Source organism: Hyphomicrobium sp. (assembly GCF_047600905.1).
Classification (GTDB): domain Bacteria; phylum Pseudomonadota; class Alphaproteobacteria; order Rhizobiales; family Hyphomicrobiaceae; genus Hyphomicrobium_B.
Map to the genome: position 1 here is coordinate 3,847,526 of NZ_JASGKD010000001.1, position 26,289 is coordinate 3,873,814.

At 60.5% G+C, this 26,289-nt stretch carries 27 protein-coding genes; 8 read left to right on the forward strand and 19 right to left on the reverse strand.

Translation table 11 applies throughout. From position 1 onward, the window contains the following. Window positions 1-42: 42 nt before the first annotated feature. The 4 genes from QM780_RS18400 to QM780_RS18415 all read right to left on the reverse strand — a co-directional run bounded on the left by QM780_RS18400 (window position 43) and on the right by QM780_RS18415 (window position 2,977). Entirely contained in the window at window positions 43-1,137 is a 1,095-nt protein-coding gene (locus QM780_RS18400; protein ID WP_415071874.1) for a 5-(carboxyamino)imidazole ribonucleotide synthase, read from the reverse strand. A gap of 12 nt (window positions 1,138-1,149) precedes the next feature. Next, window positions 1,150-1,644 (reverse strand): 5-(carboxyamino)imidazole ribonucleotide mutase, encoded by a 495-nt coding sequence (gene purE / locus QM780_RS18405; RefSeq protein ID WP_415071875.1) that lies wholly within the window; start codon window positions 1,642-1,644, stop codon window positions 1,150-1,152. Window positions 1,645-1,816: 172 nt separating this feature from the next. Next, on the reverse strand, window positions 1,817-2,209 hold the full coding sequence (locus tag QM780_RS18410) for a thioredoxin fold domain-containing protein (protein WP_415071876.1): 393 nt from the start codon (window positions 2,207-2,209) through the stop codon (window positions 1,817-1,819). Window positions 2,210-2,314: 105 nt separating this feature from the next. Then, a complete protein-coding gene (locus tag QM780_RS18415; protein ID WP_415071877.1) occupies window positions 2,315-2,977 on the reverse strand; it encodes a DUF1007 family protein in 663 nt (220 codons plus the stop codon). 196 nt (window positions 2,978-3,173) lie between these two features. Between QM780_RS18415 and QM780_RS18420 the strand changes: the two genes are divergently transcribed. Continuing rightward, window positions 3,174-4,142: a zinc ABC transporter substrate-binding protein gene (locus QM780_RS18420; RefSeq protein WP_415071878.1), complete on the forward strand. Its 969-nt coding sequence runs from the start codon at window positions 3,174-3,176 to the stop codon at window positions 4,140-4,142. Between the two features lie 9 nt (window positions 4,143-4,151). Here the strand turns inward: QM780_RS18420 and phoB are convergent, their stop codons facing one another. From phoB to QM780_RS18460, 8 genes are all read right to left on the reverse strand, one after another. Continuing rightward, window positions 4,152-4,856, reverse strand: a complete 705-nt coding sequence (gene phoB, locus QM780_RS18425; RefSeq protein WP_415071879.1) for a phosphate regulon transcriptional regulator PhoB — start codon at window positions 4,854-4,856, stop codon at window positions 4,152-4,154. 35 nt (window positions 4,857-4,891) lie between these two features. Then, window positions 4,892-5,605 (reverse strand): phosphate signaling complex protein PhoU, encoded by a 714-nt coding sequence (gene phoU, locus QM780_RS18430; protein ID WP_415071880.1) that lies wholly within the window; start codon window positions 5,603-5,605, stop codon window positions 4,892-4,894. Between the two features lie 41 nt (window positions 5,606-5,646). Beyond that, on the reverse strand, window positions 5,647-6,432 hold the full coding sequence (pstB, locus tag QM780_RS18435) for a phosphate ABC transporter ATP-binding protein PstB (RefSeq protein WP_415071881.1): 786 nt from the start codon (window positions 6,430-6,432) through the stop codon (window positions 5,647-5,649). After that, window positions 6,429-7,280 carry a phosphate ABC transporter permease PstA gene (gene pstA / locus QM780_RS18440; RefSeq protein WP_415071882.1) on the reverse strand — a complete coding sequence of 284 codons (852 nt, stop codon included), beginning with the start codon at window positions 7,278-7,280 and terminating at the stop codon, window positions 6,429-6,431. The genes pstB and pstA overlap by 4 nt, the downstream gene beginning before the upstream one ends. Window positions 7,281-7,282: 2 nt before the next feature. After that, entirely contained in the window at window positions 7,283-8,266 is a 984-nt protein-coding gene (gene pstC / locus QM780_RS18445; RefSeq protein ID WP_415072079.1) for a phosphate ABC transporter permease subunit PstC, read from the reverse strand. A 99-nt stretch (window positions 8,267-8,365) separates the two neighbouring features. After that, the gene (gene pstS, locus QM780_RS18450) at window positions 8,366-9,406 is read right to left on the reverse strand and encodes a phosphate ABC transporter substrate-binding protein PstS (RefSeq protein WP_415071883.1); all 1,041 of its coding nucleotides are present in this window, start codon (window positions 9,404-9,406) and stop codon (window positions 8,366-8,368) included. Between the two features lie 390 nt (window positions 9,407-9,796). Then, window positions 9,797-11,059: an ATP-binding protein gene (locus tag QM780_RS18455; RefSeq protein WP_415071884.1), complete on the reverse strand. Its 1,263-nt coding sequence runs from the start codon at window positions 11,057-11,059 to the stop codon at window positions 9,797-9,799. Window positions 11,060-11,106: 47 nt separating this feature from the next. After that, a complete protein-coding gene (locus QM780_RS18460) occupies window positions 11,107-11,601 on the reverse strand; it encodes an RrF2 family transcriptional regulator (protein ID WP_415071885.1) in 495 nt (164 codons plus the stop codon). 213 nt (window positions 11,602-11,814) lie between these two features. Here QM780_RS18460 and QM780_RS18465 point away from each other — a divergent pair, with 213 nt between their 5' ends. The 5 genes from QM780_RS18465 to QM780_RS18485 are packed head-to-tail and all read left to right on the forward strand — an operon-like array spanning window position 11,815 to window position 17,933. Further along, window positions 11,815-13,101: an imelysin family protein gene (locus QM780_RS18465; RefSeq protein WP_415071886.1), complete on the forward strand. Its 1,287-nt coding sequence runs from the start codon at window positions 11,815-11,817 to the stop codon at window positions 13,099-13,101. Between the two features lie 48 nt (window positions 13,102-13,149). Continuing rightward, window positions 13,150-14,601, forward strand: a complete 1,452-nt coding sequence (locus QM780_RS18470; protein WP_415071887.1) for a multicopper oxidase family protein — start codon at window positions 13,150-13,152, stop codon at window positions 14,599-14,601. After that, window positions 14,598-15,764, forward strand: coding sequence for a di-heme oxidoredictase family protein (locus tag QM780_RS18475; protein WP_415071888.1), 1,167 nt, complete (start codon window positions 14,598-14,600; stop codon window positions 15,762-15,764). Before QM780_RS18470 ends, QM780_RS18475 begins: the two co-directional genes overlap by 4 nt. A gap of 23 nt (window positions 15,765-15,787) precedes the next feature. Continuing rightward, window positions 15,788-16,837: an imelysin family protein gene (locus QM780_RS18480; RefSeq protein ID WP_415071889.1), complete on the forward strand. Its 1,050-nt coding sequence runs from the start codon at window positions 15,788-15,790 to the stop codon at window positions 16,835-16,837. Next, complete coding sequence (locus QM780_RS18485) at window positions 16,818-17,933, forward strand: DUF1513 domain-containing protein (RefSeq protein WP_415071890.1); 1,116 nt, start codon at window positions 16,818-16,820, stop codon at window positions 17,931-17,933. The genes QM780_RS18480 and QM780_RS18485 overlap by 20 nt, the downstream gene beginning before the upstream one ends. Here the strand turns inward: QM780_RS18485 and QM780_RS18490 are convergent. Together QM780_RS18490 and QM780_RS18495 are read right to left on the reverse strand one after the other, a co-directional pair. Beyond that, window positions 17,912-18,520 (reverse strand): nucleotidyltransferase family protein, encoded by a 609-nt coding sequence (locus tag QM780_RS18490; protein ID WP_415071891.1) that lies wholly within the window; start codon window positions 18,518-18,520, stop codon window positions 17,912-17,914. The two genes, QM780_RS18485 and QM780_RS18490, sit on opposite strands and share 22 nt — an antisense overlap. Further along, complete coding sequence (locus tag QM780_RS18495) at window positions 18,517-19,551, reverse strand: XdhC family protein (protein ID WP_415071892.1); 1,035 nt, start codon at window positions 19,549-19,551, stop codon at window positions 18,517-18,519. The genes QM780_RS18490 and QM780_RS18495 overlap by 4 nt, the downstream gene beginning before the upstream one ends. A 71-nt stretch (window positions 19,552-19,622) precedes the next feature. Here QM780_RS18495 and rimO point away from each other — a divergent pair, with 71 nt between their 5' ends. Continuing rightward, window positions 19,623-21,017 carry a 30S ribosomal protein S12 methylthiotransferase RimO gene (gene rimO / locus QM780_RS18500; RefSeq protein WP_415071893.1) on the forward strand — a complete coding sequence of 465 codons (1,395 nt, stop codon included), beginning with the start codon at window positions 19,623-19,625 and terminating at the stop codon, window positions 21,015-21,017. Between the two features lie 129 nt (window positions 21,018-21,146). Here rimO and QM780_RS18505 read toward each other — a convergent pair whose 3' ends face one another. Continuing rightward, the gene (locus QM780_RS18505) at window positions 21,147-22,064 is read right to left on the reverse strand and encodes a cation diffusion facilitator family transporter (protein ID WP_415071894.1); all 918 of its coding nucleotides are present in this window, start codon (window positions 22,062-22,064) and stop codon (window positions 21,147-21,149) included. A 237-nt stretch (window positions 22,065-22,301) separates the two neighbouring features. Between QM780_RS18505 and QM780_RS18510 the strand changes: the two genes are divergently transcribed. Beyond that, the gene (locus tag QM780_RS18510) at window positions 22,302-23,255 is read left to right on the forward strand and encodes a metal-dependent hydrolase (RefSeq protein WP_415071895.1); all 954 of its coding nucleotides are present in this window, start codon (window positions 22,302-22,304) and stop codon (window positions 23,253-23,255) included. On the opposite strand, the gene QM780_RS18515 is transcribed toward QM780_RS18510, so the two are convergent. The 4 genes from QM780_RS18515 to QM780_RS18530 form a co-directional block, all read right to left on the reverse strand. After that, window positions 23,218-23,832 carry a TetR/AcrR family transcriptional regulator gene (locus QM780_RS18515; RefSeq protein WP_415071896.1) on the reverse strand — a complete coding sequence of 205 codons (615 nt, stop codon included), beginning with the start codon at window positions 23,830-23,832 and terminating at the stop codon, window positions 23,218-23,220. The genes QM780_RS18510 and QM780_RS18515 overlap by 38 nt on opposite strands. 279 nt (window positions 23,833-24,111) lie before the next feature. Further along, complete coding sequence (locus QM780_RS18520) at window positions 24,112-24,777, reverse strand: TadE/TadG family type IV pilus assembly protein (protein ID WP_415071897.1); 666 nt, start codon at window positions 24,775-24,777, stop codon at window positions 24,112-24,114. A 1-nt stretch (window position 24,778) separates the two neighbouring features. Continuing rightward, window positions 24,779-25,285, reverse strand: a complete 507-nt coding sequence (locus QM780_RS18525) for a TadE/TadG family type IV pilus assembly protein (RefSeq protein WP_415071898.1) — start codon at window positions 25,283-25,285, stop codon at window positions 24,779-24,781. A 222-nt stretch (window positions 25,286-25,507) separates the two neighbouring features. Next, complete coding sequence (locus tag QM780_RS18530; RefSeq protein ID WP_415071899.1) at window positions 25,508-26,014, reverse strand: pilus assembly protein N-terminal domain-containing protein; 507 nt, start codon at window positions 26,012-26,014, stop codon at window positions 25,508-25,510. Between the last annotated feature and the right edge of the window lie 275 nt (window positions 26,015-26,289).

Consider the following 26,289-nt stretch of genomic DNA (forward strand, 5'->3'; position numbering starts at 1 on the left):
AATCCGTCGCGAGAACGTCTCAAGCGACGACGCGGTGATGCCTCAGTCGGGCTTCTTCTGTAGCAGCCGGTTGACGTGGCCCATCTTGCGGCCGGGGCGGGCTTCCTTCTTGCCGTAGTGGTGGAAGAAGGCACCGGGCTCGGCAGCGATATTTTCCCAGTTGAGAATATCATCGCCAATGAGGTTCACCATTTCGGCGGCCGGCGCGATCAGGTCGGGCGCGCCCAGCGGCCAACCGGCCACGGCGCGGATATGCTGCTCGAATTGCGAGGTCAGGGCGCCGTCCATCGTCCAATGGCCGGAATTGTGAACGCGCGGCGCCATCTCGTTAAAGAATAGCCGATCGCGACCGTTTTCGGTGACGAGAAAGAATTCGATCGCAAAGACGCCGACGTATCCGAGCTTTTCCGCGATGTTGCGCGCGATCGCGACGGCTTCGGCGGCGACGTCGGCGCTGAGCGAGGCCGGCGCGACCGAGCGATGCAAAATGTGGTTGCGGTGCTCGTTGTCGGTGACGTCGAAAGCTTTGAACGTACCGTCGATGGCGCGCGCCGCTATGACAGAGACTTCGGCGCGAAAATTGACGAAGCTTTCGAGAATCGATGGCTGATCGCGCATCGCCGCCCAGGCTTCGCCGGCATCGGCGCGTTTCAGGATCTTCGCCTGTCCTTTGCCGTCGTAGCCGAAGCGGCGTGTTTTCAGGACCGACGGAACGGCGAACCCGCCATCGAGAATTTTTTCGAGATCGGCGAGGCTGTCGATAGCGGCGAAGTCAGCGGTCATGGCGCCGAGTTCGCGCGCGAGCGATTTTTCGTTCATGCGATCCTGAGCGCAGGCGAGCGCCCTGGCGCCGGGCCGGACCGGGATGCGGGCCGACAGGAATTCGACCGTGGCGACAGGAATGTTTTCGAACTCGTAGGTCGCGACATGAACCCATTTGGCGAAGGCGGCGAGATGCTCTTCGTCTTCGTAGTCGGCGATCGTGCGGGCGAAGGCGACGTCGAAGGCCGGGCTATCGGCTTCGGGCGCGTAGATGTGGGTCTTGAAGCCAAGACGCGCGGCGGCCATGGCCAGCATTCGGCCGAGCTGTCCGCCGCCCAGAATGCCGATCGTCGAGCCTGGTGGAATTGCGGTCATCGCGGAACGTCGTCAGCCTTGAACCGGGGTTTCGGCGACGTCGGCCGAGTGCTGCTTGCGCCAGGCTTCGAGCCGTTCCGCCAGCGCGGGATCCGAAAGCGCGAGGATCTGGGCCGCGAGCAGGCCGGCGTTCTTGGCGCCTGCTTCGCCGATGGCAAGCGTGCCGACCGGCACGCCGGCGGGCATCTGCACGATCGAGTAGAGGCTGTCCTGGCCCTTCAGCGCTTTGGATTCGACGGGCACGCCAAGGACCGGCAGCGTCGTCATCGAGGCGGTCATGCCGGGAAGGTGCGCGGCGCCGCCAGCGCCTGCGATGATAACCTTGAGGCCCGCCGCCTTGGCGCCCTTGGCGTAGCTGTAGAGCCGTTCGGGCGTGCGGTGGGCGGAGACGATCTTGGTCTCGAAGGCGACGCCAAGCTCGGTCAGGATGTTGGCGGCGTGCTGCATCGTCGGCCAGTCGGACTGGCTCCCCATGATAATACCGACGTGCGGCCTGATGCGGCTCATGATGACGTCCAAAGGCCCCGAAAACGGAAACCGCGTCGGTACAGGACCGAGCCCGGCTTTACAAGGGTTTCAAGCGTCAATTCGTGGGGAATTCGGGCGTTTCCGGGCTTGGTCCGGGCGGCGGCTATCGATTTCTCGCCATATGAGCAGAACGGGCGGGGTCCGGACCCGATCAAGGGGCTGATGCCAGAAGATAGCTGATCGAGTGGAAGAAGTTTTCAGGCCCCACATAGCCCGAGATGCGCCCGACCTCTTGCTGCGATTTCACCACGACGAACGTCGGCACGATGTCGACTTCGGATTTGAACGACAGGTGGTCGGCTTCGACATCGTTAATGTCGACAAAGCGGACCGGCAGGTCTTTGGCCTGCTCCGAGGCTTGATAAGTGGGAAGAACATCACGGCGGAAGAGTTTGCAGTAGATGCAGCCTTCGGCCTCGACGACGATGAGTTCGAGCGCTCCGGCGGAAGGAATGGCGGCTTCAGTATCGACGTCAGCCATAGAGGTCGCTACCGGCGCGAGCATCGCCAACACAAAAAGCAAAGTACGAAGCAGAGGACGCATGGGCTCACCTTTGTCGGCGAAGTACCCCATGGTTTCTAATTCATTAACGTCGAACGACGATCAGATTCTTGCGGGCTAGTTAATCGGCGCATGAATTCGGGACGTCTAGGATTTTTTGCACGCGACCGCGACGGTTTTGTAGGAGCCGAAGCCGACGACGCCGGCACCGAACTGCTGGGCCATTGCGGCGCCGAGTTTCTTGGCCTGCTCATCCTGTTTTGCAGCGTCGGGATCGAGGAGAGTGGCGGAACAGCCCTCGGGTGCGGACGAGAGCTTGATGGCGTTGGTCTGCTCGGGTTCGAAATCGATAAAGAAGGACGGATCGAAAACCGCGAACGTCAGTCCGTCGGCATCGGACAGGACAGGTTTTGCCAACGGCAAGTGAAAGAAGAGACGCAGAACGCCGTTGATGTATTCGAGATGAGCGTTGGTCGGCGGATTGAACGCCAATTGCTCTTCGCCGAGTTTGGCGACCGTGAAGTAGTTGAACTCCTTCAGGCCATCCATGTTGACTTTGAGCAGCGGTTCAAGCTCGTGCTGGTCGTATTTGCCGTCGTTGTTGGTGTCGAGGCCTTCGAGCGCCATGGCGGCGTAGGAATCATCGAAGCTCCAAACGTGGTCTACGCCGGTGACGCTGCCATTGTCGTAATCGACCGTCATCTCGTAGGTCACCCACATATGCGGGTGTGCGAACGCCGGCAGAGTCAGCGCGGCGAGTGCGAGCAGAACAGCGGACAAACGGCGAAGCGCGTTGAAAGTCTGATGCAAGATCGGCCCTCGAAGTCGTGCGGTTGCGCCCCGTCGGAGTTTTTAGCGAATGCTGCTTTCAGGAAACGCACATCGAACGTGGCGAGATTGCGACGCGGCCGGCTGTTAGTCCGGCCTAAGCCGAATCGCCAACAGAGTTGCATGCCGTCATTTGAGCGTTATATTATATTTTCTTAATTCTGGCGGGAGCGGTGAGATGGTTCATTGGACGGCGCGCGGACTTGGCATTCTTGCCGCCATGATGTCGATGGCGACCGTCACCCGCGCGGCGGAAACGCCGAAAGTCGTCGTGACAATCAAGCCCGTTCATTCGCTGGTTTCGCGGCTGATGGCGGGCATCGGGACGCCGCAGCTTGTCGTCGATGGCGCCGCATCGCCGCATACGTTCACGCTGAAGCCCTCGACCGCGCGCGCTATCAACGAGGGGGATATCTTCGTTCGCGTGTCGGACACGCTCGAGCCTTTCACGCGCAAACTCGTTTCGGCGCTGCCGGCTGGGGTGACGGTCGTCACGCTTGCAGGCGCGGATGGCGTGACGTTGCTCGATCAGCGCCATGGCGGCACATTCGAAAAGCATGTGCACGAGCATGAGGAAGCGGACGCCGACGGCGACCACGATCATCATGATGACCATGACGAAGACGGCAAGGACGGTCATCTCTGGCTCGACCCGGCGAACGCCAAGGCGATTGCCGCGGATGTCGCGAAGGCGCTCGCCGTGCGCTATCCGGAATATGCCGACAAGGTGAAAGCGAACGAAAAGGCGTTGGACTCCGATCTCGATGCGCTCGACCATGAGCTTTCCAACGAGATCAAAGGTGCGCACGGCAAACCGTTCATCGTGTTTCACGATGCGACACAGTATTTCGAGCACCATTACGATTTGCAGGCGGCGGGCTCGATAACGGTCAGTCCCGATGTGCCGCCGAGCGCCAAGCGGCTATCGGAAGTTCGCAGCAAGATTTCATCGCTTGGAGCCGTGTGCGTATTCAGCGAACCGAGCTTTCAGCCAAATCTAGTCGCTGCCGTCACCGAAGGGACGAACGCTCGTTCCGGGACACTCGATGTCGAGGGTCAGCTGATGACGCCGGGACCGGGGCTTTATTTCGATCTGATGCGCGGTGTGGCGCGCAATCTTTCGAATTGCCTCACGGCGCAAAGCTAGAGCGCGTCTTTAGGCCTGGGCTTCGGCCTCGCGCCCGTCGAAAACGTAGCCTGCGCCGCGAACCGTGCGGATCGGATCGCTCTCGTTGCCACGGATCAGTGATTTCCTCAGCCGGCCGATGTGAACGTCGACCGTCCGTTCATCGACCTCCGACGATTGTCCCCAGACGCGGTCGAGCAGCTGGCTGCGTGACAGGACGCGGCGCGGACTTTCCATGAAGACTTCGAGCATCCGGTATTCGGTCGGGCCGAGGCGGACTTCGCGCACGCCGCGCGTCACCTTGTGGGCGCCGCGGTCCATCGTGATTTCGCCGGAAATCAGGATGTCGCTCATGCGCTCCGGCGAGGCGCGCCGCAGCAGCGCTTTCACGCGCGCCATCAATTCCTGCACCGAGAACGGTTTCGTGACGTAGTCGTCGGCGCCGGTGGTCAGGCCCCGCACGCGGTCCGATTCCTCACCGCGGGCGGTCAGCAGGATGATCGGGAGGCTTTGCGTTTCGGCGCGGTTGCGCAGACGGCGGCAAAGCTCGATGCCCGAAATTTTCGGGATCATCCAATCCAATATCGCCAGATCGAAGCTTTGCTCGGAGAGCAGAAGCTCCGCTTCCTCGCCGTCGCCGGCCTGCACGACATCGTAGCCTTCCGACTGAAGATTGTACTTCAACAGTTCGGCGAGCGGCGCTTCATCCTCAACGACTATGATCTTAGCTGGCATGGTCTCGGATCGGAGTTGCTATCAGGGTCACGCGGTCACTGCTGCGGCGTGATCAGGGTGGACGAAGTCTTGTCACCCTTCGGCCGATCATCTGCGATGGGAACGCCGTGAACGAGATAGTAGACGTTCTCGGCGATGTTGGTGGTGTGGTCGCCGATGCGTTCGATGTTCTTGGCGCCGAACAGGAAGTGCGTGCAGATGCCGATGTTGCGCGGGTCTTCCATCATGTAGGTCAGAAGTTCGCGGAACAGCGAATTGTACATGGCGTCGACCTGCTCGTCGTTGCGCCAGACCTGCATTGCCTTTTCGGCGTCAAGCGTCGTCAATGCGTCGAGCACATCCTTGAGCTGGGTCTGCACCATCTCGGTCATGTGGCGCATGCCGGTCATCAAAGGTTTGGGGTAGGCTTCGCCGGCGATGGTCAGCGCGCGCTTAGCGATATTTTTGGCGAGGTCGCCGATGCGTTCCAGATCACCGGCAATTTTGACGACCGTCATGATGTGGCGAAGATCGTTGGCGAGGGGCTGGCGCCGCGCGATCATCACGACGACCTGGTCCTGCAACTCGCGTTCGAGCTGGTCGATCATGGTGTCGTCGGAGACAGCCTTCTCGGCGAGCTTGGGATCGCGGCGCTCGAGCGAGTCCATCGCCTGGACGAGCAGCTTCTCGGCATAGCCGCCCATCTGGGCGATGCGCCGGTCGAGCAGTTTCAATTCGTCTTCGTATGACTTTACGGTGTGTTCGTTCATCGTCGTAATCCTGAAATCCCGATTGGCCTCAACGTCATCGACTAGCCGAAGCGGCCGGTGATGTAGTCTTGCGTGCGACGATCCGTTGGGTTGGTGAAAAGCTTTTGGGTGACGCCGAATTCGATCAGCTCACCGAGGTACATGAATGCAGTTCGCTGCGAGACGCGCGCGGCCTGCTGCATGTTGTGGGTGACGATCGCGATCGTGAACTCGTTTTTCAGTTCGTCGATCAACTCTTCGATCTTCGCCGTCGAGATCGGATCGAGAGCGGAGCAAGGTTCGTCGAACAGAATGACTTCCGGGCGAATGGCAACGGTGCGCGCGATGCACAAGCGCTGCTGCTGGCCGCCGGAGAGGGAAAGACCGCTGGCGTGCAGCTTGTCCTTCACTTCCTTCCACAGCGCGGCCTTTTCCAGCGCCGACTCGACACGAGCATCAACCTCGGACTTGGGCAGACGCTCATAAAGCCGGAGACCGAAGGCGATGTTTTCGTAGATCGTCATCGGGAACGGAGTCGGCTTCTGAAACACCATGCCGATGCGCGAACGCAGAAGGTTCAGATCCTTCATGTCGAGAATGTTCTCGCCGTCAAACATGATCTTACCCTCGGCGTGCTGGCCGGGATAGAGATCGTACATACGGTTCAGAACGCGCAGCAAAGTAGACTTGCCGCAGCCCGACGGACCGATGAACGCGGTCACCTGCCGCTCATAGAGAGGCATTGTGATGCCTTTCAGGGCGAGCGATGAGCCGTAATAGAATTTAAGGTCTTGAACCGAGATCTTCTCAGTCAGGCCGGCGTCGACGTCTTTTGACATTACGTTCATTTGGGCGTCCTCGAAGAACCTAGGTAACGTGCGGTGATGCTGAGCGTGAGCACCGCGGCGGTGATGATCAGAGCGCCAGTCCAAGCGAGGCGCTGCCAGTCCTCATATGGACTGAGGGCGTATTGGAAGATCACGACCGGCAAGCTCGCCATCGGGGCGTTGAGGTCGGTGCTCCAGAACTGATTGTTGAGTGCGGTAAACAGCAGCGGAGCCGTTTCGCCGGTGACGCGAGCGACCGCCAGCAGGACACCCGTGATCATGCCGGCGCGGGCCGCCTTATAGGCGATCTTGCGGATGACCAGGGACTGCGGCAGGCCGAGCGCCGAGGATGCCTCACGGAGCTGATTGGGCACCAGAAGCAGCATGTTCTCGGTGGTGCGAACGACTGTCGGGATGACGAGCACGGCGAGAGCGGCGGCGCCGGCGACGGCGGAGAAGTGCCCCATCGGCCGGACGAGAATCTCGTAGATGAACAGGCCGGTCACGATCGACGGGGCGCTCAGCAGAATGTCGTTGATGAAACGGATGACCGACGAGACTTTGCTGTAGCGGCCGTATTCGGCAAGGTAGGTGCCGGCGAGAATTCCGATCGGGGTGCCGACGGCGACGCCGATGATCGTCATCACCAAGCTGCCGGCAATGGCGTTGAGAAGGCCGCCGTCGCTGCCGGGAGGCGGCGTCATCTCGGTAAAGACCTTCAGATTGAGGCCCGAAAAACCCTTGAACAGCAGAGTCGCAAGGATGACGGCGAGAATGGTCAGGCCGAGGGCGGATGCGGTCCAGCAGAGGCCGACCGTTATCGTGCTTCGGATGCGCCGGCGGCGATATTTGGCGAGGTCCAGGGCCATGATTATGCTCCAGCCTTTTTCTCGATGCGCATCAGCATGAGGCGTGCGAGAGCAAGGACGACAAACGTGATGAAGAAGAGGATCAGGCCGAGTGCGATCAGCGACGACGTATAGATATCGCCAACGGCCTCGGTGAATTCGTTGGCGATCGTCGCCGAGATGGTCGTGCCGGGCGCCAGGATCGATTCGGAAATTCGATGCGCGTTGCCGATGACGAACGTCACGGCCATCGTCTCGCCGAGCGCGCGGCCGAGGCCGAGCATGACGCCGCCAATGATGCCGACGCGGGTATAGGGAATGACGACGTTTCTGACGACTTCGCGCGTCGTCCATCCCATTCCGTAGGCAGCTTCCTTCAAGACGGGCGGAACGGTTTCGAAGACGTCGCGGCAAACCGCGGTGATAAAGGGCAGAACCATCATCGCGAGGATGAGGGCGGAGGTCAGGATGCCGATGCCGTAGGGTGGGCCAGCAAAGAGGCCGCTCAAAACAGGGATCGGTTTGAAGAATGCGATCAATTCAGGCTGAACGTAGCGCTGCAAGACCGGAGCGAAGAAGAACAGGCCCCAGATGCCGTAGATGATGCTCGGGATGCCGGCGAGCAGCTCGATGGCGATGCCGATCGGGCGGCGAAGCGCCATTGGGCAAAGCTCGGTCAGGAAGACCGCGATGCCGATCGAGATCGGAACAGCGACGAGCATGGCGATCGCGGATGTGATGACCGTGCCGTAGATCGGGGCAAGCGCGCCGAACTGCTCGGTGACGGGGTTCCAGACCTCGGTGATGAGGAAGTTGAAGCCGAATGTCTTGAATGCCAGCGATCCGCCCATGACGAGCGACACGAAAATTGCGCCGAGCAGGATCAGGACAAAATAAGCGGAAAAATGCGTGAGCTGGCGAAAGAAGGAGTCTGACGTTCGGAGACCTTCAAGGACTTTTCGTCTCGCCGCCGCAGCGGCCAGCGCTTGCGTATTCGCGTCTGTCATGAAGGTCAAATTTGCGCTCCGCACAAGAATAAAAGCACTAGCTTATAGACGAATAATCGGGAGGCGTCCGCAGCGCGTCGCCTCCCGATATCAAGTTGATCAGTTCGACAGGATCGGCTTGTTCTCGCCGTCGACGATCTCCGCCCAGGCCTTCTTGACCATTGCGACGACGCTGTCGGGAAGCGGAACGTAGTCGAGTTCTTCTGCAGCCTTGTCGCCGTTGGCGTAAGCCCAGTCGAAGAACTTCAGCGCCTCTTTAACAGCAGCGGCGTCCGTCGGCTTCTTGTGGATGAGGATGAAGGTCGGGTTGGTGATCGGCCAAGATTCCGCACCTGCCTGGTCCGTCAGGATAACGCCCATGCCGGGAGCCGCAGCCCAATCGGCGCTGGCGGCAGCGGCCTGGAAGGCCGAGATGACCGGAGCGACGGTCTTGCCGTCATGGTTGATCATCTTCGAGTACGTCAGCTTGTTCTGCTTGGCGTAGGCGTATTCGACGTAGCCGATCGCGCCCTTCGTCTGCATCACGTTGTTAGCGACGCCTTCGTTACCCTTGGCGCCGATGCCGACCGGGAACTGAACCGACGTGTTGGAGCCGATCTTCGACTTGAAGTCGGCGCTGACCTTCGAGAGGTAGTTCGTCCAAACGAACGTCGTGCCCGATCCGTCCGAGCGGAAGACGACGGCGATGGCGTCATCGGGAAGCTTCAGGCCGGGGTTGAGCTTGGCAATCGCCGGGTCGTTCCAAGCGGTGATCTCGCCGAGGTAGATCTTGGCGATCGTCGGGCCGTCGAGGACGAGGTCGCCGGGCTTGATGCCGTCGAGGTTGGCGACGGGGACGATGCCGCCCATGACCGTCGGGAACTGGACGAGGCCGTTCTTATCGAGCTCTTCGCCCTTGAGCGGCTTGTCGGAAGCGCCGAACGTGACGGTATTGGCTTCGATCTGCTTGATGCCGCCGCCGGAGCCGATCGACTGATAGTTCAGGCCGACGCCCGTTTCTTTTTTGTAGGTGTCAGCCCACTTTGCGTAGATCGGGTAAGGGAACGTGGCGCCTGCGCCGGAAATGTCGGCTTTGACGGGAGCGGTCGCCGCGGCGGTTGCCGCCAGCGCCGCAAAAAGCGCGAGAAAAGACTGTTTCACTCGTGGTCTCCTTGTTGAACGGGGGCTTGAGGCCTCGCCACTCCATCTGCCGGCCGGGGGCCGGTCCTCACTCTCTAGTCCAGTAACTTCACGCCATTGTGAAGAGTTAATTCGTTGTTTTTTATGCCTTTTTCTTCGTCTGCCGGGTTTCGTCCGGAAGACGAGAAGCGCGTTTCTCAGTTCGGTTCCCCCGGAAATGCTCCCCGCGATATCAATCCGTGAAGGCAGATAAGGCGCTGGCAAAAGTGCCCGGTGCGCTCGTCTGATCGGATCGGACTAGGCGATCCGGCGGAGGGCCGCTGTCATCACACCGTCATCGAGCGCGGGTTGGTTCTAACAATTCTTCACTATGGATTTGTGACAGTTCAATATATTGTTTTAAAACGATTTTTATTTGTACGCCGGCAACGCGACCTTGAATGTGGTGCCTTGGCCGACGACGGACTGGACCGAAAGCTCGCCCTGGTGGCGGTTCAAGACGTGTTTGACGATTGCGAGACCCAAGCCCGTTCCGCCAATGTTGCGGCTGTGCTCGGCGCTGACGCGATAAAAGCGTTCGGTGAGACGTGGCAGATGTTCGGGTGCGATGCCGGGGCCGTTATCCGAAATCGAGACGACGGCGAGTGTCGGAAATCTTTCGCGTCCGCTGGCTTTTTTCGTCAGCGAGATTTTCACATATCCGCCGTCGCGGCCGTATTTGACGGCATTCTCGACCAAGTTGTGAAAAACCTGAAACAGCTCATCGCGATCGCCCATCGCCATCAACGGATCGGAGGCCGGCTCGACATCGATCGCGACCGACCGCTCTTCGGCGAAAGGCTGCAGCGAGCGCAAAACGTCTTCGATCAGATCATTCAGATCGACGCGTCCCGTCGGCTTCAGATTGGCTTTCTCTTCGACGCGACTGAGGAGAAGTAGGTCGTCGATCAAGCGCGTCATGCGTTCGGCTTGATCGGCCATGATGGCGAGAAATCTTTCGCGCGCCTTTTCGTCGTTTCGCGCCGGTCCTTGCAGCGTCTCGATGAAGCCGCGGACGGAGGCGAGCGGTGTTCTGAGTTCGTGACTGGCGTTGGCGATGAAATCGGTGCGCATTTCGAGCAGGCGATGCTGCTCGGACTCGTCATGAATTGTAATCAGCGCTGCAATCGGCGGATGCTCGCCCGTTATGCCGAGGGGGGCGACCGTCGCGATGAGACGCTGACCGGCGCTGCCGCGCGGGACAAGGCGTGCGGTATTCTTCTCGCCGTTTCTCAGCGTGCCGGAAACGGCAGCAATGAGTTCCGGATCGCGGTTGACGTGTTCCAGCGGCACGCCTTGGCGAAGCCGCTCGAAGAGAGCGCGCGCTGCACTATTGTAATTCAAAATGACCGAGGCTTCGTCGAGCACGATGGCTGGATCGGGCATCGCTGCCGCCAGATCCATCCAAGTCAGAGTCTTGTCCGATGCCGAACCGATGCGCGTCATGTCACTCGCTTTTTGATCGAGCGTACCGCGCGACCATGCGAATAACGCGGCACCTGCTGCGAACAATCCGCAAGCGAAGAAAATTCCGTCACGTAGTGGCCCGCTCGCCCATACCGACAGAACGGCGAGCATGAGAACGGCGACAGCGCAAAGCGCCGCTAAGCCTAGGCGAGCATTATCGCGGGTCATGCCCGTTGGAGTAATCCTGATGAGCGCCATAAGCTAGCCTGGAAAACTCAGGTTCGGCGCGCTCCGCGCGTCGCCGGTTTCTTGCCGCTCACCTTGCTGCCCGGATGGCTTTCGCCATTAGGCTCGGTCTCGGTAAATCCGATCGGAGATTTTTCCGCGAGCTCGGCCAGCGTATGCTGATCAAGGACGGAGATGAACGCAGTCAGCGCATCGTCGAACATGGCGTTGATGTTGCCGGGGTCGGTATCGCGCGAACGCGGTGTCTTGCCGCCTTCGACCTGGACGCGCGTGACCTCGATGGCGCGAACGACGTCACCGATGCGGATTGAGGATGCGGGCTTGGCGAGGCGAACGCCGCCGTTCGGTCCTCTGACGGCGGTCAAAAAGCCGGCGTGCGATAGAATATGGACGATCTTGAAGACGTTTTGCTTCGTGACGCCGAGACGATCCGATACGTCGGCCACTTTCACGAGCTGGTCCTTGGCGAGCGCGCAATCGATCAGAATGCGGATCGCGTGGCCGGTCTGCTTCGTCAAGCGCATATTTCAATTACCCGATGCCGCGCGGCCGCGACGGAAAAAATCCCATCCCTGTTTCACAAATCTCGGACTTGGTGGCAAGTGGCCGAACTGACCCGAGTTCACTTGACAGTTCCTTGGGCGGGCTTTCTATACGATCTCGGTAAATAATCGGGCTAGGCTACTCTGCTTGGGCGTTTGCGGATGGCCGGAAAACCATAGCTACGGAGATCCAGAATGTCGAGAAATGCGTTCGCATGGGCCTGCGCAACTCAGCTCGCGCTTACGGTGGCTTTGGGCGCGGCGCCGGCATTGGCTGCTCCGCCCGCCACCAAGGACATCATGAAGACCTACGGCGACATCGCGGAGGCGATGTACTCCGATGCGCTCGCCAAGGCGAAGGATCTGGACAAGTCGATCGATGGGTTCCTGGCGGCGCCGAGCACGGAGACGCTGGCGGCGGCGCGCGATGCGTGGAAGGCCTCGCGGGTTCCCTACATGCAGACCGAAGGATTCCGGTTCGGCAACAAGATCGTCGATGATTGGGAAGGCAACGTGAACTCGTGGCCGCTTGACGAAGGCCTGATCGATTATGTCGACAAGGCGAGCTACGGCGATACGAAGGAAGAAAATCCCCTCTACACCGCGAATATCATCGCCAACAAGAAGATCCGGCTCGGGCCGAAAATTCTCGACGCGACGACGATCGACAAATCGGTGATCTCGAAGCTCAACAGTGCGCTCGATGTCGAGGCGAACGTGGGCACCGGCTATCATGCCATCGAGTTTCTGTTGTGGGGGCAGGATCTGCACGGAACGGGTCCCGGCGCGGGCGAGCGGCCGGCGAGCGACTATGATCTCAAGAATTGCACGCATGAAAACTGCGATCGCCGCCGCGATTACCTCAAGGCCGCTTCGAGCCTGCTCGTCGACGATCTGACCGAGATGGTCGGGGATTGGAAGCCCGACGGGGCCGCGCGCAAGGCGCTCCAAGGCGAAGACGACAGCGCGCAGCTTTCGACCATCCTCACGGGGCTCGGTTCGCTGTCTTACGGCGAGCTTGCCGGCGAGCGCATGAAGCTTGGCGTCCTGCTGCACGATCCGGAAGAAGAACATGATTGCTTCTCGGACAACACGCACAACAGCCACTACTACGACCAGGTCGGGATGATGGAGATCTGGAACGGCAAATATGATGGCGTGACGCCCGTCAGCGGTGCGAGCATCGCCGAGCTTGCCCGTGACAAGGCGCCGGAGGCGGCGAAGCGTGTCGACGACGCGATGGCGGTGACGCTTGAGAAGATCAAAGCAATCAAGGCCAAGGCGGATTCGGGTGAGGAAGCCTACGATCAGATGCTGGCGGCCGGCAATGACGCCGGCAACAAGCTGATCCTTGACGCCGTCGATGCGCTGGTGGCGCAGGCACGCGCCATCGAAGCGGTGGTGGCGGCGCTCAATCTCAAGGTCAAGATCGAAGGATCCGACAGCCTGGATGATCCCAGCAAAGTCGCCAAGGCGAAATAAGTTGAGCCTGATCGGCAGACGCGCGGCCTCCGCCAACGAGATTCCAGCATGCTAACGCGCCGGGATCTCATGGTGGGAGCCGCGGCGTTTACGGGTAGCGCGGCGGCGAGCTTTCTTTCGGCCGGCCGGAAGGTGGAAGCCCGCGAGGTGATCGCGGAGCCGATCGCCCATGGCGTCAAGTCGATCGTTTTCGATCTTGCTGAGCGACCGACGGCGCTGCCGTGCTTCGGCGGCAAAACGCTGCCGCTGTGGACGTTTCAGGCAGGAACTCCAGTTCCCATCGTTCGCGTCAAGCTCGGCGAACGGCTCGATACGCTTTTCAAGAACGATCTGCCGCGTGCAGAAGAGGTCGCGACCATTCACTGGCACGGCCTCAGAATCCAGAACACGCAGGACGGCGTCCCTTACATGACGCAGAAGCCGATCCCGCCGGGGCGCGAAGGCCACTATTCATTCGTGCCGCCGGATACCGGCTCGTTCTTTTTTCATACCCACTGCAATTCGACCGAGCATTTCGGCCGTGGCCTTATCGGTCTGCTCATCGTCGAGGGCGATGAGATCGTGCCGCCGGATGGCGAAGTCGTGCTGATGATGAAGGATTGGCGGATCGGGCCGGATGGCACGTTCCTGCCATTCTCGACCGACGAAGGCGCTGCGAAGGGCGGCACGCCGGGAACGGTTCGCTCGGTCAATGGGGAAACGTCGCCGGTCATCACCGTGCCGTCGTCGGCCAATATCCGCATCCGGTTTTACAATCTCGATCCGATGCGCATTTCCGAGATCGGGTTCGAGGATGCGCAGGCGGCGATCATCGCCACCGACGGCAATGGTCTGCCGCCGATGACCTTCGAATCCTGGCGGCTGGGCACCGCTATGCGCGTTGACATGCTGTTGCGGACCGCGCCGCCCGGCGGGTCGGTGAAGCTCTACGACTACTATTCGAAAGAGCCGTTCGTTCTTGCCGAGTTCAAGTCGGAAGGACCGCCGAAGCGCAACGACACTTTCGATCCGACGCCGCTCAAGGTCATGCCGTTCGCCAAATTCGACGAAGCGAATGCCCAGATCGTACCGTTCGAATTCTCCGCCACGCCGACCGGGCAGGCGGTTGCGGCGATCGGTGCCGGTCCGGGCATCGAGATCGGGCCGCTGTGCCTGGCAAAGCGGACTTTCTGGGCGATCAACAAGCAGGCTTGGCCGGGCCACGACCACCGCGATCTCGGGCCGCCGCTCGCCGTGCTCAAATCAGGGCAGAGCTATATTTTCGAACTCGACAACACGACGCCGCGGTCGCATCCCATTCACATTCACGGGCACACGTTCGAAGTGCTGAACTCTAGCAAGCGAAAGCTTCCGCGCTTCCGATGCGATACGGTTCTGCTTATACCGAACGAGCGCATTCAAGTCGGACTCGTCGCGGGTCTTCCGGGAAAATGGATGTTTCATTGCCACATCCTCGAACATCAGGAAGCCGGCATGATGGGCTATATCGAGGTCGTGTGACCCGGCGATCGGCCATAGCGCTTGCGCTGTCTCTGATCGCGAGCATCAACTCCGAAGCCGCTATTGCCGATCCGCTCGACGCCGCGGTGGGAAAGGCGCTGTTCGACCGGCAATGGATTCCGGCGCCATCATCGACGGACGGGACTGACGGTTTGGGTCCGCTGTTCGTATCGCGATCCTGCACGGGTTGTCACGCGCGAGGCGAGGGTGCGCACGTTATCACGCGCGATGACGGGATCACGGATATCAAGGGCGCGGTCCTGCGCTTCGGCACCGCCGACGGCGCGACCGATCCCTATTACGGTTTAGAGCTGCAGCCGAATGCCGTGCCGGGATTGTTGCCCGAAGGCAGTGTCAGCTATCTGCCCGAACTCCACTATAAACTGAACGGACCGGCGCTTGCGAAAGGTGTGCACGCGGGCGTGCGCCTGGCGCCGCCGTTGTTTGGCAAAGCCGCTTTCGACGACGTTGCGGATGAAGAAATTCTGCGGCGTGCGGACGCAAATGCGCGTGCCGGTGGCGCGATCAAAGGCCGAGCGAACGTGACGCCGCACGGTATCGGCCGCTACGGTTGGAAGGCGGCGCACGTCTCGCTCGAAGAGCAGGTGGCGCACGCCTTTGCATTTGATATCGGCATGTCGAGCCAGGCATTTCCATTGCCCTATGGTGACTGCACGGCGCGCGAGACGGAATGCCTCTCAATGCCGAACGGCGAAAGTCCGCTGTTTCAAGGCCGGGAGCTTTCGGCCGCCATGGTCGGTGTCGTTGCAAGTTATCTCAAAACGCTGAAACCGAGGCCCGCGACCGAGGCTTCGGCGCTGTTTCAGGCGACGGGGTGCGCAGCGTGCCACGCGCCGACGTTAACAACACGAGACGGAAGAAACATTCCGGCCTTCACCGATCTCCTGCTTCACGATATGGGTCCTTCACTCGATGACGGCGTCGGCGAGCCGGGCGTCAAGTCGTTCGAGTGGCGGACGGCGCCGCTCATCAACCACGGTTTGCCGGTTGAGAAGCGGCGCTATTTGCACGATGGCTCGGCGGCGACCGTGGAGGAAGCGGTCGCGAAGCATTGCGGAGAAGCAGAAGACAGCCGCGTTCGTTTCGAAGCTCTGACAGGCGACGACAAAAAGCGTCTGGTCGATTATGTGAATGGACTATGATGGTGGTACTGAGATCAAAGTTAATGGTTCTTGCGTTCCTTGCGCTCTCGGTCAATGCAGTCGCAGCCGATCTTCCGCCGGAGCCCTTGAGCCATGCGGGCATGGTGAAGGCCGCCATCGAACAGTACATCGTCCCGCACATCGACGCCTTGAAAGCGGCAGCCAAGCCTTTGCCGGATGCGGTCGCTGAAGTGTGCAAGACCGGCTCTGCGGAGGCGAAGAGGGCTCTTGAGGATCGTTTCGAGAAAGTCGTCATCGCCTATGCGGGCGTCGATTTTCTGCGCTTCGGCCCGATGCTCGAAAAAGGCCGGCGCGAGCAGATTTCGTTCTGGCCCGATCCGCGCGGCTTCGTTTCGCGCCAGATGCGTCTGCTGCTGCTCAGCAAAGATGAGGGCATCGCCAATCCGGGTGCGATCGGAAAGCAAAGCGCCGCGGTACAGGGACTTCCGGCGCTCGAAGCGCTGATGCACGATAAGGATGTGCCACTCGGGCCGGATGATGCTGCGCACTATCGTTGCATCGTCGCCGGCGCGATCGCCGCCAACATCGTGCGCCTCACGGCCGAAGTCGCGGACGAATGGGAAAAGCCGGACGGTTGGGCCGACAAGATGCTTCATCCCGGTCCGCAAAACGACACATACAAGAATGAGAGCGAGGCGGCGGTCGAGGTGGTGAAAGCCTTGATCGTGGGTCTCGGATTGACGGCGGATCTGCAGGTGAAGCCGCAGATCGACAGCAAGGTCCGCCTGGCGCCGCCTTATGATAAGTCGGGATTGCAGAAAGTGTTCTACGCAACAAGCGTCGCGTCGCTGCATCAATTCTACGACGTCCTCGACCTCGAAAGCTGGCTGCCGCCCGACAGACTCTGGATGAAGGATTGGGTGCTCGGAACGTGGCGCACGATCGAGGCGAGCGACGGCGTTGGCGGCCGTTCGCCGAACGCGAAGCGCGACGATGCTCCGACGCTGCGCGAGGTTTTCGATCGCACCAACGGTCTGCGCAACATGGTGGCCAACAGGCTGTCGGTCTCGGCCCAACTGACGGTAGGATTCAATGAACTCGATGGTGACTGACCGCAGGTCGATGCTGCTCGGCACGCTGGCGTTCGTCGGCTCTGCATCGATGAAAAGTCCATTCGCCGTGGCGGCCGAGAACGAGGTCGCCTACGTGACCGCGGCGCGCCTCGGCAGCGGTTCGTTCGCCGTGCTGCTGCTGCGGGCGGATGGAACGATCGTGCGCGAGGTACCGCTTTCGGCACGCGGCCACGACCTGGCGGTGCACCGCACATCGGGGCGAGTCGTGGTTTTTGCCCGTCGTCCTGGCGTGTTCGCGGTTTCGTTTGAACTTGGAAAGAAGAGCGCGCCGCAAGTCTTCACACCGGGCGAGGGACGGCATTACTTCGGTCACGGCTCGTTTTCGGCGGACGGGCGGCTGCTTTATGCGTCGGAAAACGACATCGCGAGCGGCATGGGCGTGATCGGCGTCTACGATATCGCGCGCAACTTCAAAAAGATCGGCGAGCACTCGACGTTCGGCATGGGGCCGCACGAGATCATGCTGCTTGCAGACGGCAAGACGATCGTTGCGGGCAACGGCGGTCTCGATACGACTCCGGAAGCCGGTCGCGAAAACCTCAACGTCGACTCGATGCAGCCGTCGCTGGCGTTCGTCGATGCGGAGAGCGGCAAACTGCTCGCAAAGCATGAGATGAAGGGTGAATTGCAGTCGCTTTCGATCCGCCACGTTACGCAGGATGCCGCCGGCGTCGTCTGGTTCGGCGGGCAATGGGAAGGCAGCCCGAGCGAGACGCCGCCGCAGATTGTCGGCAGCGCCGGCTTGGACCGCGCAGCGAAGCTGATCGAGCCGCAGGCCAAGGGCGGCAATCTCAAAGGCTATATCGGCGCCATGGCCGTGAGCGAGGACGGGCGGATCATCGCGGCGAGCGCGCCGAAGGCCGGGCATGTGCTCTACGTCGATACGTCGACGGCGACCGTCATTGGCCAGAGTGATCTCAAGGACGTGTGTGGTTTGGCGCCGGAAGGGACGCAGGATTTCGCGGCGTCGTCGGGTTTTGGTGTCATCCGCTACGAGACTGCGCGGGCAAGCACGATCTCGGAGCGCGAGCTTCAAGATGTGGCGTTCGACAATCACTTGCGGCGCATTGCCTGATCGTCGGTGAAAGCCTGGAGATCGTCACGGGTGTCGATGTCGGCGAAGGCGCCTTCGTCATCGCATGGTACGGGCAGCCAGAGTTCTTTGTGCTCGGCGAGCAGAGATTTGCCGCCGCTGTCTCCACGCATCGCCGCTAGGGTAGCGAAGAGATGTTTGGGCCAGATGACCGGATGACCGCGCCGGCCGTTGCTTGCGAGCGGAAAGACGATCGCGGAGCGGTGACTGTCGAACGCGGCAAGCAATTCGTTCGCCAGCCCGGTCGTAATGCCCGGCATGTCGCCGAGCGCGATGAGGGCGCCATCAACATCCCGGCCAATGTTTTCGAGGCCGACGCGTAGTGACGTTGAAAGACCGTCGCGCGCATCAGGGTTTCCGACGATGCGCCAGCGTCCCGCACCCGCTGCTGCTGCGACAGCGCCGTCACGGTCGGCCGTCACCAGTATTGTTTCTCCGACATTTGAAGCGGCGAGTGCCGAGCAGACGCGGCGAACGATCGGGATGCCATCGATTGCGGCGAGAAGTTTATGGCCATCCTCGAAGCGAGACGATTGTCCGGCTGCAAGGATGATGGCGGCGACGGTCACGCGGCAGGTGCCTTGCGGAACGCGGCGATGATCTGGGCGAGGATCGAAGTGGCGATTTCGCCCGGCGTTTCGGCTTCGATATCGAGACCGACCGGGGCGTGGATGCGGGCGATGTCGGCGTCGGTGAAGCCTGCTTTCTTCAAACGATCGACGCGCTTAGCGTGGGTTTTCCGGGAGCCGAGCGAGCCGATATACCGGCACGGCGATTTCAGAGCGATGGTGAGTGCTTCGTCGTCGATCTGATCGACGTGGGTCAGCGTCACGACCGCCGAGAACGGATCGGCGGTGAGTTTCTTGAAGCATTCCTCGGGCCAGCCCATGATGAGCTGCGAAGCCTCAAAGCGTGTCGGGTTGGCGAAGGCCGTGCGCGGATCGATCACCTTCACGTCGTAGCCGGAGGCGCTTGCCATCGTTGCCAGATGCTGGCCGATGTGGGTCGCGCCGACAATGATGATGCGCGGCGGCGGCGTCAGGGCATGGACGAACGTCTCGCCGGATTTGTCGACGCCGCTGTGGGCGCGGCGAATGGCTTCGGCGATGACGGGGTCCGTCGATGTCATGCCGTCGTGAATCTCGCGGGCACCGTCGGCGAGGCGGGTGGTTACAACAATCGGTTTGCGCTTGGCTGCGGCGTCGTCCAATTGCCGGATGAAGGCGAGGCCGGTTTGCGGCTCAAGCTTCGTGACGTGGACGCGGATCTTGCCGCCGCAAGCTAGGCCCGCTCGCCACGCGGTCTCATCTGCGATGCCGAAGCTCAAGGTTTCCGGTTTTCCCGTTTCGATGACGTCGAGCCCCGCGGCAATGACGTCGGCTTCGACGCATCCGCCGGAGACCGATCCTTGAAATTCCTCGATGTCGGCGATCGCCATCTGGCCGCCGGCGCGGACGGGCGCCGAACCCCACGTGTCGATGACGGTGGCGATGGCGACGGGCCGGCCGGCTTCGAGCCACGCCCGTGCTGCCGACCTCGGATCGGTTACCGGGGGGAAGCCCAATTTCGCTGGCGTTTCGGATGTTTGGGTATCGGTCACGGACGTATCTTCAACTCGTTGCCACAGTGTCGCGATTGCGCTTCGGAGGACCGAACGCTAGAAGCCCGAAGATGGCGAGACCCTCGGTCAAGATCAAGGCGAAGGCAAGCGCGAAGGTACGGCGGCTGGCGCACGGTGCGGGCGGCGAGCCATCACGCACGCCCAAAGTCGGCTTCGTGTCGCTGGGCTGCCCGAAAGCGCTGGTCGACAGCGAGCGGATCATTACCAAGCTGCGGTCGGAAGGCTATCAGATCGCGGCGGAGTATTCGGGCGCCGACGTGGTGGTGGTGAATACCTGCGGCTTTCTCGATTCCGCCAAGCAGGAAAGTCTCGATGCCATCGGCGAAGCGATGAACGGCAACGGCCGTGTGATCGTGACCGGGTGCTTCGGCGTCGAAGAGGGGCGCATAAGGGAAGCACATCCCGGCGTTCTGGCAGTGACAGGACCGCATCAATACGAGCAGGTGGTCGAAGCGGTTCACGATGCAGTGCCGCCGCTGCACGACCCCTACGTCGATCTGGTGCCGCCGGAAGGTTTGCGGCTGACGCCGCGCCATTACGCCTATCTGAAGATTTCCGAAGGCTGCAACAATCGCTGCACCTTCTGCATTATCCCATCGCTGCGCGGCGATCTTGCGAGCCGGCCGGCGAACCATGTGATGACGGAAGCGGAGCGGCTCGTCGGCGCGGGCGTGAAAGAACTGCTGGTCATCAGCCAGGATACGAGCGCCTACGGCCTCGATCTCAAGTATGCCGAAAGCGCGTGGAAGGGCGGCCAGCTCAAGGCGCGCTTTCTCGATCTGTCGCGGGCGCTGGGCGATCTCGGTGCGTGGGTCAGGATGCACTACGTCTATCCTTATCCGCACGTCGATGACGTCATTCCGCTGATGGCCGAGGGGAAGATTTTGCCGTACCTCGACATTCCGTTTCAGCATGCCTCTCCGGCGGTGCTGAAAGCGATGCGGCGGCCGGCATCGCAGGAGAAGACGGCAGAGCGCATCCGGCGTTGGCGCGATGTTTGTCCCGACCTCGCAATCCGCTCGACGTTCATCGTCGGCTTTCCGGGCGAGACGGAAGAAGATTTTGAATTGCTGCTCGGCTGGCTGAAGGAAGCCAAGATCAGTCGCGCCGGCTGCTTCAAGTATGAAGCGGTGGACGGAGCGAAGGCGAACGCGATCGACGGCGCTGTGCCGGAAGAGGTGAAGGAGGAACGCTGGCACCGCTTCATGGCCGCCCAGAAAGAGGTTAGCGGCGAGCTTCTTCGCGGCAAGATCGGCTCGACGATCGACATCATCATCGATGAAGTGGACGAAGACGGCGCCATCGGCCGTTCGAAGTGGGATGCTCCCGAGATCGACGGAAACGTTTTTCTCAACGGCGAGCGCGAGGTCAAGCCTGGCGACATCGTACGAGGCAAGGTCATCGAAGGCGACGAATACGACCTCTGGGCCGAGCGGGTGGTTTAAGAGCAATCGCTCCGTCAGGCCGACGAAGGTCGGCACCCAGGCATGCCGATGCATCTCAATTTTCGAGATTTGACTGGATCCCGGCCTGCGCCGGGATGACGAAGTGTATGTTTTTGCGCCCGGGTAAAGCTAAAGCGGGACGGCGCCGGAGTCTTCGGGCTTGGCTTTGTATTCGGGCTCGACGTGGATCACGACTTCGGAGCCTTCCAGGCTGTGCTCGATGGAATTTTCGAGCCTGTCGCAAATGGCATGGGCTTCATCGACCGTCATCGAGCCCGGCACGACGAGATGGAATTCGATGAACAACGCGCGGCCCGCCTGACGGGTGCGAATGTCGTGCGCTTGCAGCGCACCGATGCCGTTGGCTTCGATGGCGCCGCGGATGCGGGCTTCAATCTCGGGGCTCGCGGCCTCATCCATCAGACGGGACATCGATTCAGTCGCGATGCGATATCCCATGGTGAGAATGTTGACCGCGACGACGGCGGCGATCAGCGGATCGAGAATGTGCCATCCGGTCCAGACCGCGAGGGTGAGGCCGATGATGACGCCGACGGAGGTGATGACGTCGGTGACGAGATGATGGCCATCGGCGACGAGCGCGGGAGAGCGCCAGTCGGTCCCGAACTTGATCATTACCCAAGCCCAACCTGCATTGATGGCGGTTGCGGCGCTGTTGATCGTAAGGCCGAGCGTGGAATGCTCAAGCGTGACGCCTCCGACAAGGCCCTGATAGGCCTTGATCATGATAAGGACGGCGGCGACGGCGATCATTGCGCCTTCGAACATTGCGGCTAGAAATTCCGCTTTCGAATGTCCGAACTGGTGATCGGAATCGGGTGGCTTCGCGCTCATCCAGATGGCGAAATAGGCCGTCATGGCCGTGATGACGTTGACGATGCTTTCGAGAGCGTCGGAGAAAAGCGCAACGGAGCCGGAAACGAGATAGGCGATGTATTTGAGCAGCACGACAACCAGAGCCACAGCGATATTTGCCGCTGCAACTTTGACAATTTTGTCGGTGGTCGAGGTCGTGCTGGTAGCCATGTCGGCGACGGGTCCCTGAATAGAGTGCCCTAGTGGCATATTCGGCGGCGCGGCGCTACCGAGCCCCGTGCCCTGAAGGCTGGGGTACCGAAATCAAAGCGGAGCGCTGGCTTATCCACATGACGGTCGGCCAGGCATCTCGCGGGACCAATGCGAATCTGGTGCTCCATTAGTCGCATCGGAAACGGACAGCCCCTGTTCGCGGCAGAACTGCCGGAACGCGGCTTGGAGCGCGCCATGGCAAATTTCACAACCCACATCGCGATCGGCACAGTCGTTTCTGGCGCGCTGGCGACGCTGACGCTCGCTGCCGACGTGGTCGCGCCGCAGAACCTGGTGGCGGTGACGCTCGCTGGAGCGCTGGGATCCGTGCTTCCCGACATCGATCTTAAAGATTCCCGGCCGAGCCGCGCGATGTTCGCGGGTCTTGCCATTTTCGCGTCATTTGCCGTGCTGTTCAACGCGGCGACGGAGTTTTCGATCGCGGAACTCTGGCTGCTCTGGCTCGGTACGCTGCTGTTGGTGCGGTATGGGCTGCATACGATCTTTCACCGGCTTTCCGTCCATCGTGGCATCTGGCACTCGATCCTGGCGGCAGTTTTCTGCTCGGTGGCCACCGCGATCGTCTTTCGCCATCTGCTCGGCAGGCCTGATGGCGTGTCGTGGCTTGCGGCCGCGTTCATGTTCGCGGGCTACATTACGCACCTGACGCTCGATGAGATCTATTCGGTCGACGTCATGGATACGCGGATCAAGTCGTCGTTCGGTACGGCGCTGAAGCTCTTCGATCGGCGGCACGTCTACGCGTCCTTGGGAATGGCGGCGGCCACCGTCGGCGCCATCTTGCTTGCACCGCAGACGACGACGTTCGTAGAGGGATTAAGCTCCCACAGCATGTGGTCGGGATTGCAGCAGCGCCTGCTGCCGACGGACAAGTGGTTCGGTCTCGTCGCGACGCCTCGCTTTGCATTTCATAAGCGGGAAGCCAACGAAGGGATGACGACGGGCTCGATCGTCAACGGCGGTGCTGGTGAAAAATCGCTGGCTGCACCTGCTGCCGGGGCGCCGGCCGCGGAAGCGGGGCAGGCCGGGGAGCCTGCCGCAGTGACGTCATCTCATTCTTCCGAGCGTCCGGCGGAGACGCCGGGCACCGCTACCGGTGGTGCGCAGAGCGGCAGCGCAAGCCCTTGAGGAACGTGGACGTCAGTTCCTTGGCATAGGACTGTGCCGTTGCCGGGGTGATGTAGACGCCCTTTTCGGTGGCGGCGAGCGCGGTAATGCCGTTGAGACCGGCCCATAGCGCACGTGCGGTCATGTCGAGGTTCTCGCGGGGTAGGTCCGGAGCAACTTGGACGAGCGCGCCCTTGGTGAGGTCGATGAGGCTCGTCGTGTAGTCAAAGAAAGGGGCCGGGACTGTTTTGCCCGCCGGGAGGCTATGGGCGAGGAACAGGTTCCACATCCGCCGGTTGACGAGCGCGAAGTCGACGAAGGCATAGGCCAGATCTTCGATGTTCTTTTCGCCGTCGTCGCCCAGCGGGACGCGTTTCAGATGCTCGACAGTGCGGCCCATCAGCTGGACCTGAAGTGTCAGCAGAACATCGTCGAGATTTTCGAAGATGTTATAAAGCGTTCCGGGCGAATAACCAATCATGCGCGCGATTTCGCGAGCAGAAAGGCCTGTAATTCCATTGCGTTCGACAATGGTCTGAGACGCGTCGAGAATAAGCTGTCTCAATTCTTCCGGCGAGTGAACGGATCTCCGTCCCATAGTTTTTTGTCTTCTCCAAACGGTGTTCATTAACTTGTGCAGTTCGACTTTAACTCACGTGTTTAACAGCACAAGGAAATATTGAACTCTGAGTTTGGTATCCCGATGACAATTTCAAGGAAACAAAAACATGTTTTGCTTCCTGTCAGCAGATTGCCATCAGCGGGTAAATCGCTGAGCTGGGCTTAAATTTTTATCGGGACGGGGATTTGAAATGCGGTGCTCAGCGTTCGCTGAACACGTTTTCGTTATTTTTGCGAACGGGCGACAGGAAAGACGTCACTGACAAGCGGCTGTCGAGGGGCTGTCCCACGTATTGCTGTTGTTCAGGCCCGGCAAATACATGACCGAGGGAACGTCACGCGGCGTCATCACCATCGTGTCGGACCAGGTCGAATTGCCGATGATGGCCGGGAGAAGGTTCTTCAACAGCGGCGTAAATTGATATTGAGCTTCGATGAAGACCGCACGGCCGTTGCCCACGAGGACACCTGAATCGACCGTCTTCTGGGTGCCGCATCCCACAGTAGCCTGGGTCGGATACTGATAGGACCACTCGATCTTCGTTTGCGTGGGATCGGTCAGATTTGCCCACACCTGGTAGACGCGCAGCGTCAACGTCGATGTCGAGTATGGCTGCATGACGTGAACGACGGATGCCATGATGCCCGCCATCGTCGCCTTGGCATCGGCGGTCGTGACGGTCGAGGTATCTTTGTCTTCCGGCCAGAGCTGCTTTTCGCGCGTTACGAGATCGCCTACCATCGAGGCTGCCCGCTGGAACCGCTTGTGAACGATCAGGGCGTGCGTGAGTTCGATCGTTCCAAACGTCAGCATCATCAGGAGCGGCGCGAGCAATGCGAACTCGATTGCGGCGACGCCCTTTACATCGTTGCGAAAGGTGCGAAGCCGACCAGCTGCGGCGATCTTGCGAAATATCGTCATCTCAGCTGCTCGCACCGGGATAGGGTTCGGTTCGGAACGCTGTCGATGTCTGCATCATCATCGAGCCGTTCTGCATATTGCCCAAGTGGAGGTAGGGAATTTTGTTTGCAAAATCCCACTGGTAGCAGAGCGTCACGATCACGACGTCGCTGGCGCCGCCAGAATAAGTCGCGATCGGATCCGTACCGGAGGCGTTGTTATGGATCACAGCGTTGTTGGAATCGACGCATTGGTGCGGAGCCAATGTAGGATCAGACCAGTCGCTCCAATGCTGGGCCCAGATCTGCAGCTTGTTGCAATCGACCCACGTGCCGGCGCCGGAACACACCTTCTGCTTGAATTGGTCGACGGTCATATTGTCTGTAATCGCCTCGCCCGTGCGTATGAGGCGGCTGGTCTGGTCCATGCCGTTTTCGAGCGAGTTCGCAACGAAAAAGTATAGCGCGCAGCCAACGAAGCCGAAGATGAACATCAAAAACGGCGTGACGACGAAGGCGAATTCGAGCATCGCTGCGCCTCGGTCGTCGCGACCGAAGCGGCGAAAGCTTGTAAATTTCAATGCCGGCCACCGTCGGGCCGCTATCGCCATGGCCATGGAAAAATGGCTCCGCGCACTCTCACTAAATTATAGGCAGAGTTATAATGGCGACGATTAAGAGCGTATTTATCGAAACGTATTTCTTTATCTATCGGTTGAAAAAGTCTTAAGCGGTGTCCGGATTCGAAAGCGCTATTGGGCGTTGTTGGACGATATGCCCTGGTCCGATGTGCTTGCAGAGAATTTTGTTTTATCGGTGTTGGCAGTCTTTACGTTGTTGAAGAAGTCCTTTTCATCGCCGATGGTCAGCGTCGGTTCGCAGTTCGGCGTGCAGGCATAAGTATAGCGCTGGGTGCCTTTGTGAAGGTTGACGACGCGGCTATCGTCGCGCTCGACCATGACGCGCTGGTCCTGGATGACGTTATGCTCGGAATCCAAGGCGATGATATTGGTGATGCCGAAGGTTTTGCCGGTGACCACCAGAAGGTTGCCATCCTGAAGAGCGACGTCGGCGATCGACGGATTGCCAACGATGATCTCGGACGCGGGCCGCGGCAGCCGCAGCAGTTGCGATTGATCGTATCGGACAATCAGATCGGCGGCCGTTGCGTGCGCAACCGGGAGCGCGAGGGCGATGCCCAGGACAATGGCTCTCATCAATTGGTCGGAGAGTGCTGAGGTCTGAGCGCGCGTCGGCATGTGTCGCAATCCGATTCCGTGGCAATTGTCGGCATTACCTCAGAAAATGGTGAAGGATGTGCAAACGTCCGTTTCAGGACGAAGCAAACGGCCGTTCGTTCGCCGCCTGACTTTGAACAGAGCGAGCCACGGCAATAGATAAAGTTGTCTGTATCGATCGGTGGTTCGGCAAATGCTCGGGCCGACGCCACAAGTCGATTCACCATCTGTGTGCGGATGAATAGGCATGATAAGCGCGCCGGTGGCCCATTGCTATCGATCATTTCTAGAATAGA

Bases quoted from the DNA above. Each gene is read 5' to 3' on its own strand.
- phoU (WP_415071880.1), bottom strand. From the start codon at position 5,605: ATGAACGAACACACCGTAAAGTCATACGAAGACGAATTGAAACTGCTC.
- QM780_RS18505 (WP_415071894.1), bottom strand. From the start codon at position 22,064: ATGGCTACCAGCACGACCTCGACCACCGACAAAATTGTCAAAGTTGCA.
- QM780_RS18480 (WP_415071889.1), top strand. From the start codon at position 15,788: ATGGTTCTTGCGTTCCTTGCGCTCTCGGTCAATGCAGTCGCAGCCGAT.
- QM780_RS18410 (WP_415071876.1), bottom strand. From the start codon at position 2,209: ATGCGTCCTCTGCTTCGTACTTTGCTTTTTGTGTTGGCGATGCTCGCG.
- phoB (WP_415071879.1), bottom strand. From the start codon at position 4,856: ATGCCAGCTAAGATCATAGTCGTTGAGGATGAAGCGCCGCTCGCCGAA.
- purE (WP_415071875.1), bottom strand. From the start codon at position 1,644: ATGAGCCGCATCAGGCCGCACGTCGGTATTATCATGGGGAGCCAGTCC.
- QM780_RS18485 (WP_415071890.1), top strand. From the start codon at position 16,818: ATGAACTCGATGGTGACTGACCGCAGGTCGATGCTGCTCGGCACGCTG.
- QM780_RS18530 (WP_415071899.1), bottom strand. From the start codon at position 26,014: ATGCCGACGCGCGCTCAGACCTCAGCACTCTCCGACCAATTGATGAGA.
- pstB (WP_415071881.1), bottom strand. From the start codon at position 6,432: ATGAACGTAATGTCAAAAGACGTCGACGCCGGCCTGACTGAGAAGATC.
- QM780_RS18515 (WP_415071896.1), bottom strand. From the start codon at position 23,832: ATGGGACGGAGATCCGTTCACTCGCCGGAAGAATTGAGACAGCTTATT.
- QM780_RS18465 (WP_415071886.1), top strand. From the start codon at position 11,815: ATGTCGAGAAATGCGTTCGCATGGGCCTGCGCAACTCAGCTCGCGCTT.
- QM780_RS18460 (WP_415071885.1), bottom strand. From the start codon at position 11,601: ATGCGCTTGACGAAGCAGACCGGCCACGCGATCCGCATTCTGATCGAT.
- QM780_RS18420 (WP_415071878.1), top strand. From the start codon at position 3,174: ATGGTTCATTGGACGGCGCGCGGACTTGGCATTCTTGCCGCCATGATG.
- QM780_RS18470 (WP_415071887.1), top strand. From the start codon at position 13,150: ATGCTAACGCGCCGGGATCTCATGGTGGGAGCCGCGGCGTTTACGGGT.
- pstC (WP_415072079.1), bottom strand. From the start codon at position 8,266: ATGACAGACGCGAATACGCAAGCGCTGGCCGCTGCGGCGGCGAGACGA.
- QM780_RS18525 (WP_415071898.1), bottom strand. From the start codon at position 25,285: ATGCTCGAATTCGCCTTCGTCGTCACGCCGTTTTTGATGTTCATCTTC.
- QM780_RS18510 (WP_415071895.1), top strand. From the start codon at position 22,302: ATGGCAAATTTCACAACCCACATCGCGATCGGCACAGTCGTTTCTGGC.
- QM780_RS18400 (WP_415071874.1), bottom strand. From the start codon at position 1,137: ATGACCGCAATTCCACCAGGCTCGACGATCGGCATTCTGGGCGGCGGA.
- QM780_RS18520 (WP_415071897.1), bottom strand. From the start codon at position 24,777: ATGACGATATTTCGCAAGATCGCCGCAGCTGGTCGGCTTCGCACCTTT.
- QM780_RS18455 (WP_415071884.1), bottom strand. From the start codon at position 11,059: ATGACCCGCGATAATGCTCGCCTAGGCTTAGCGGCGCTTTGCGCTGTC.
- rimO (WP_415071893.1), top strand. From the start codon at position 19,623: ATGGCGAGACCCTCGGTCAAGATCAAGGCGAAGGCAAGCGCGAAGGTA.
- pstA (WP_415071882.1), bottom strand. From the start codon at position 7,280: ATGGCCCTGGACCTCGCCAAATATCGCCGCCGGCGCATCCGAAGCACG.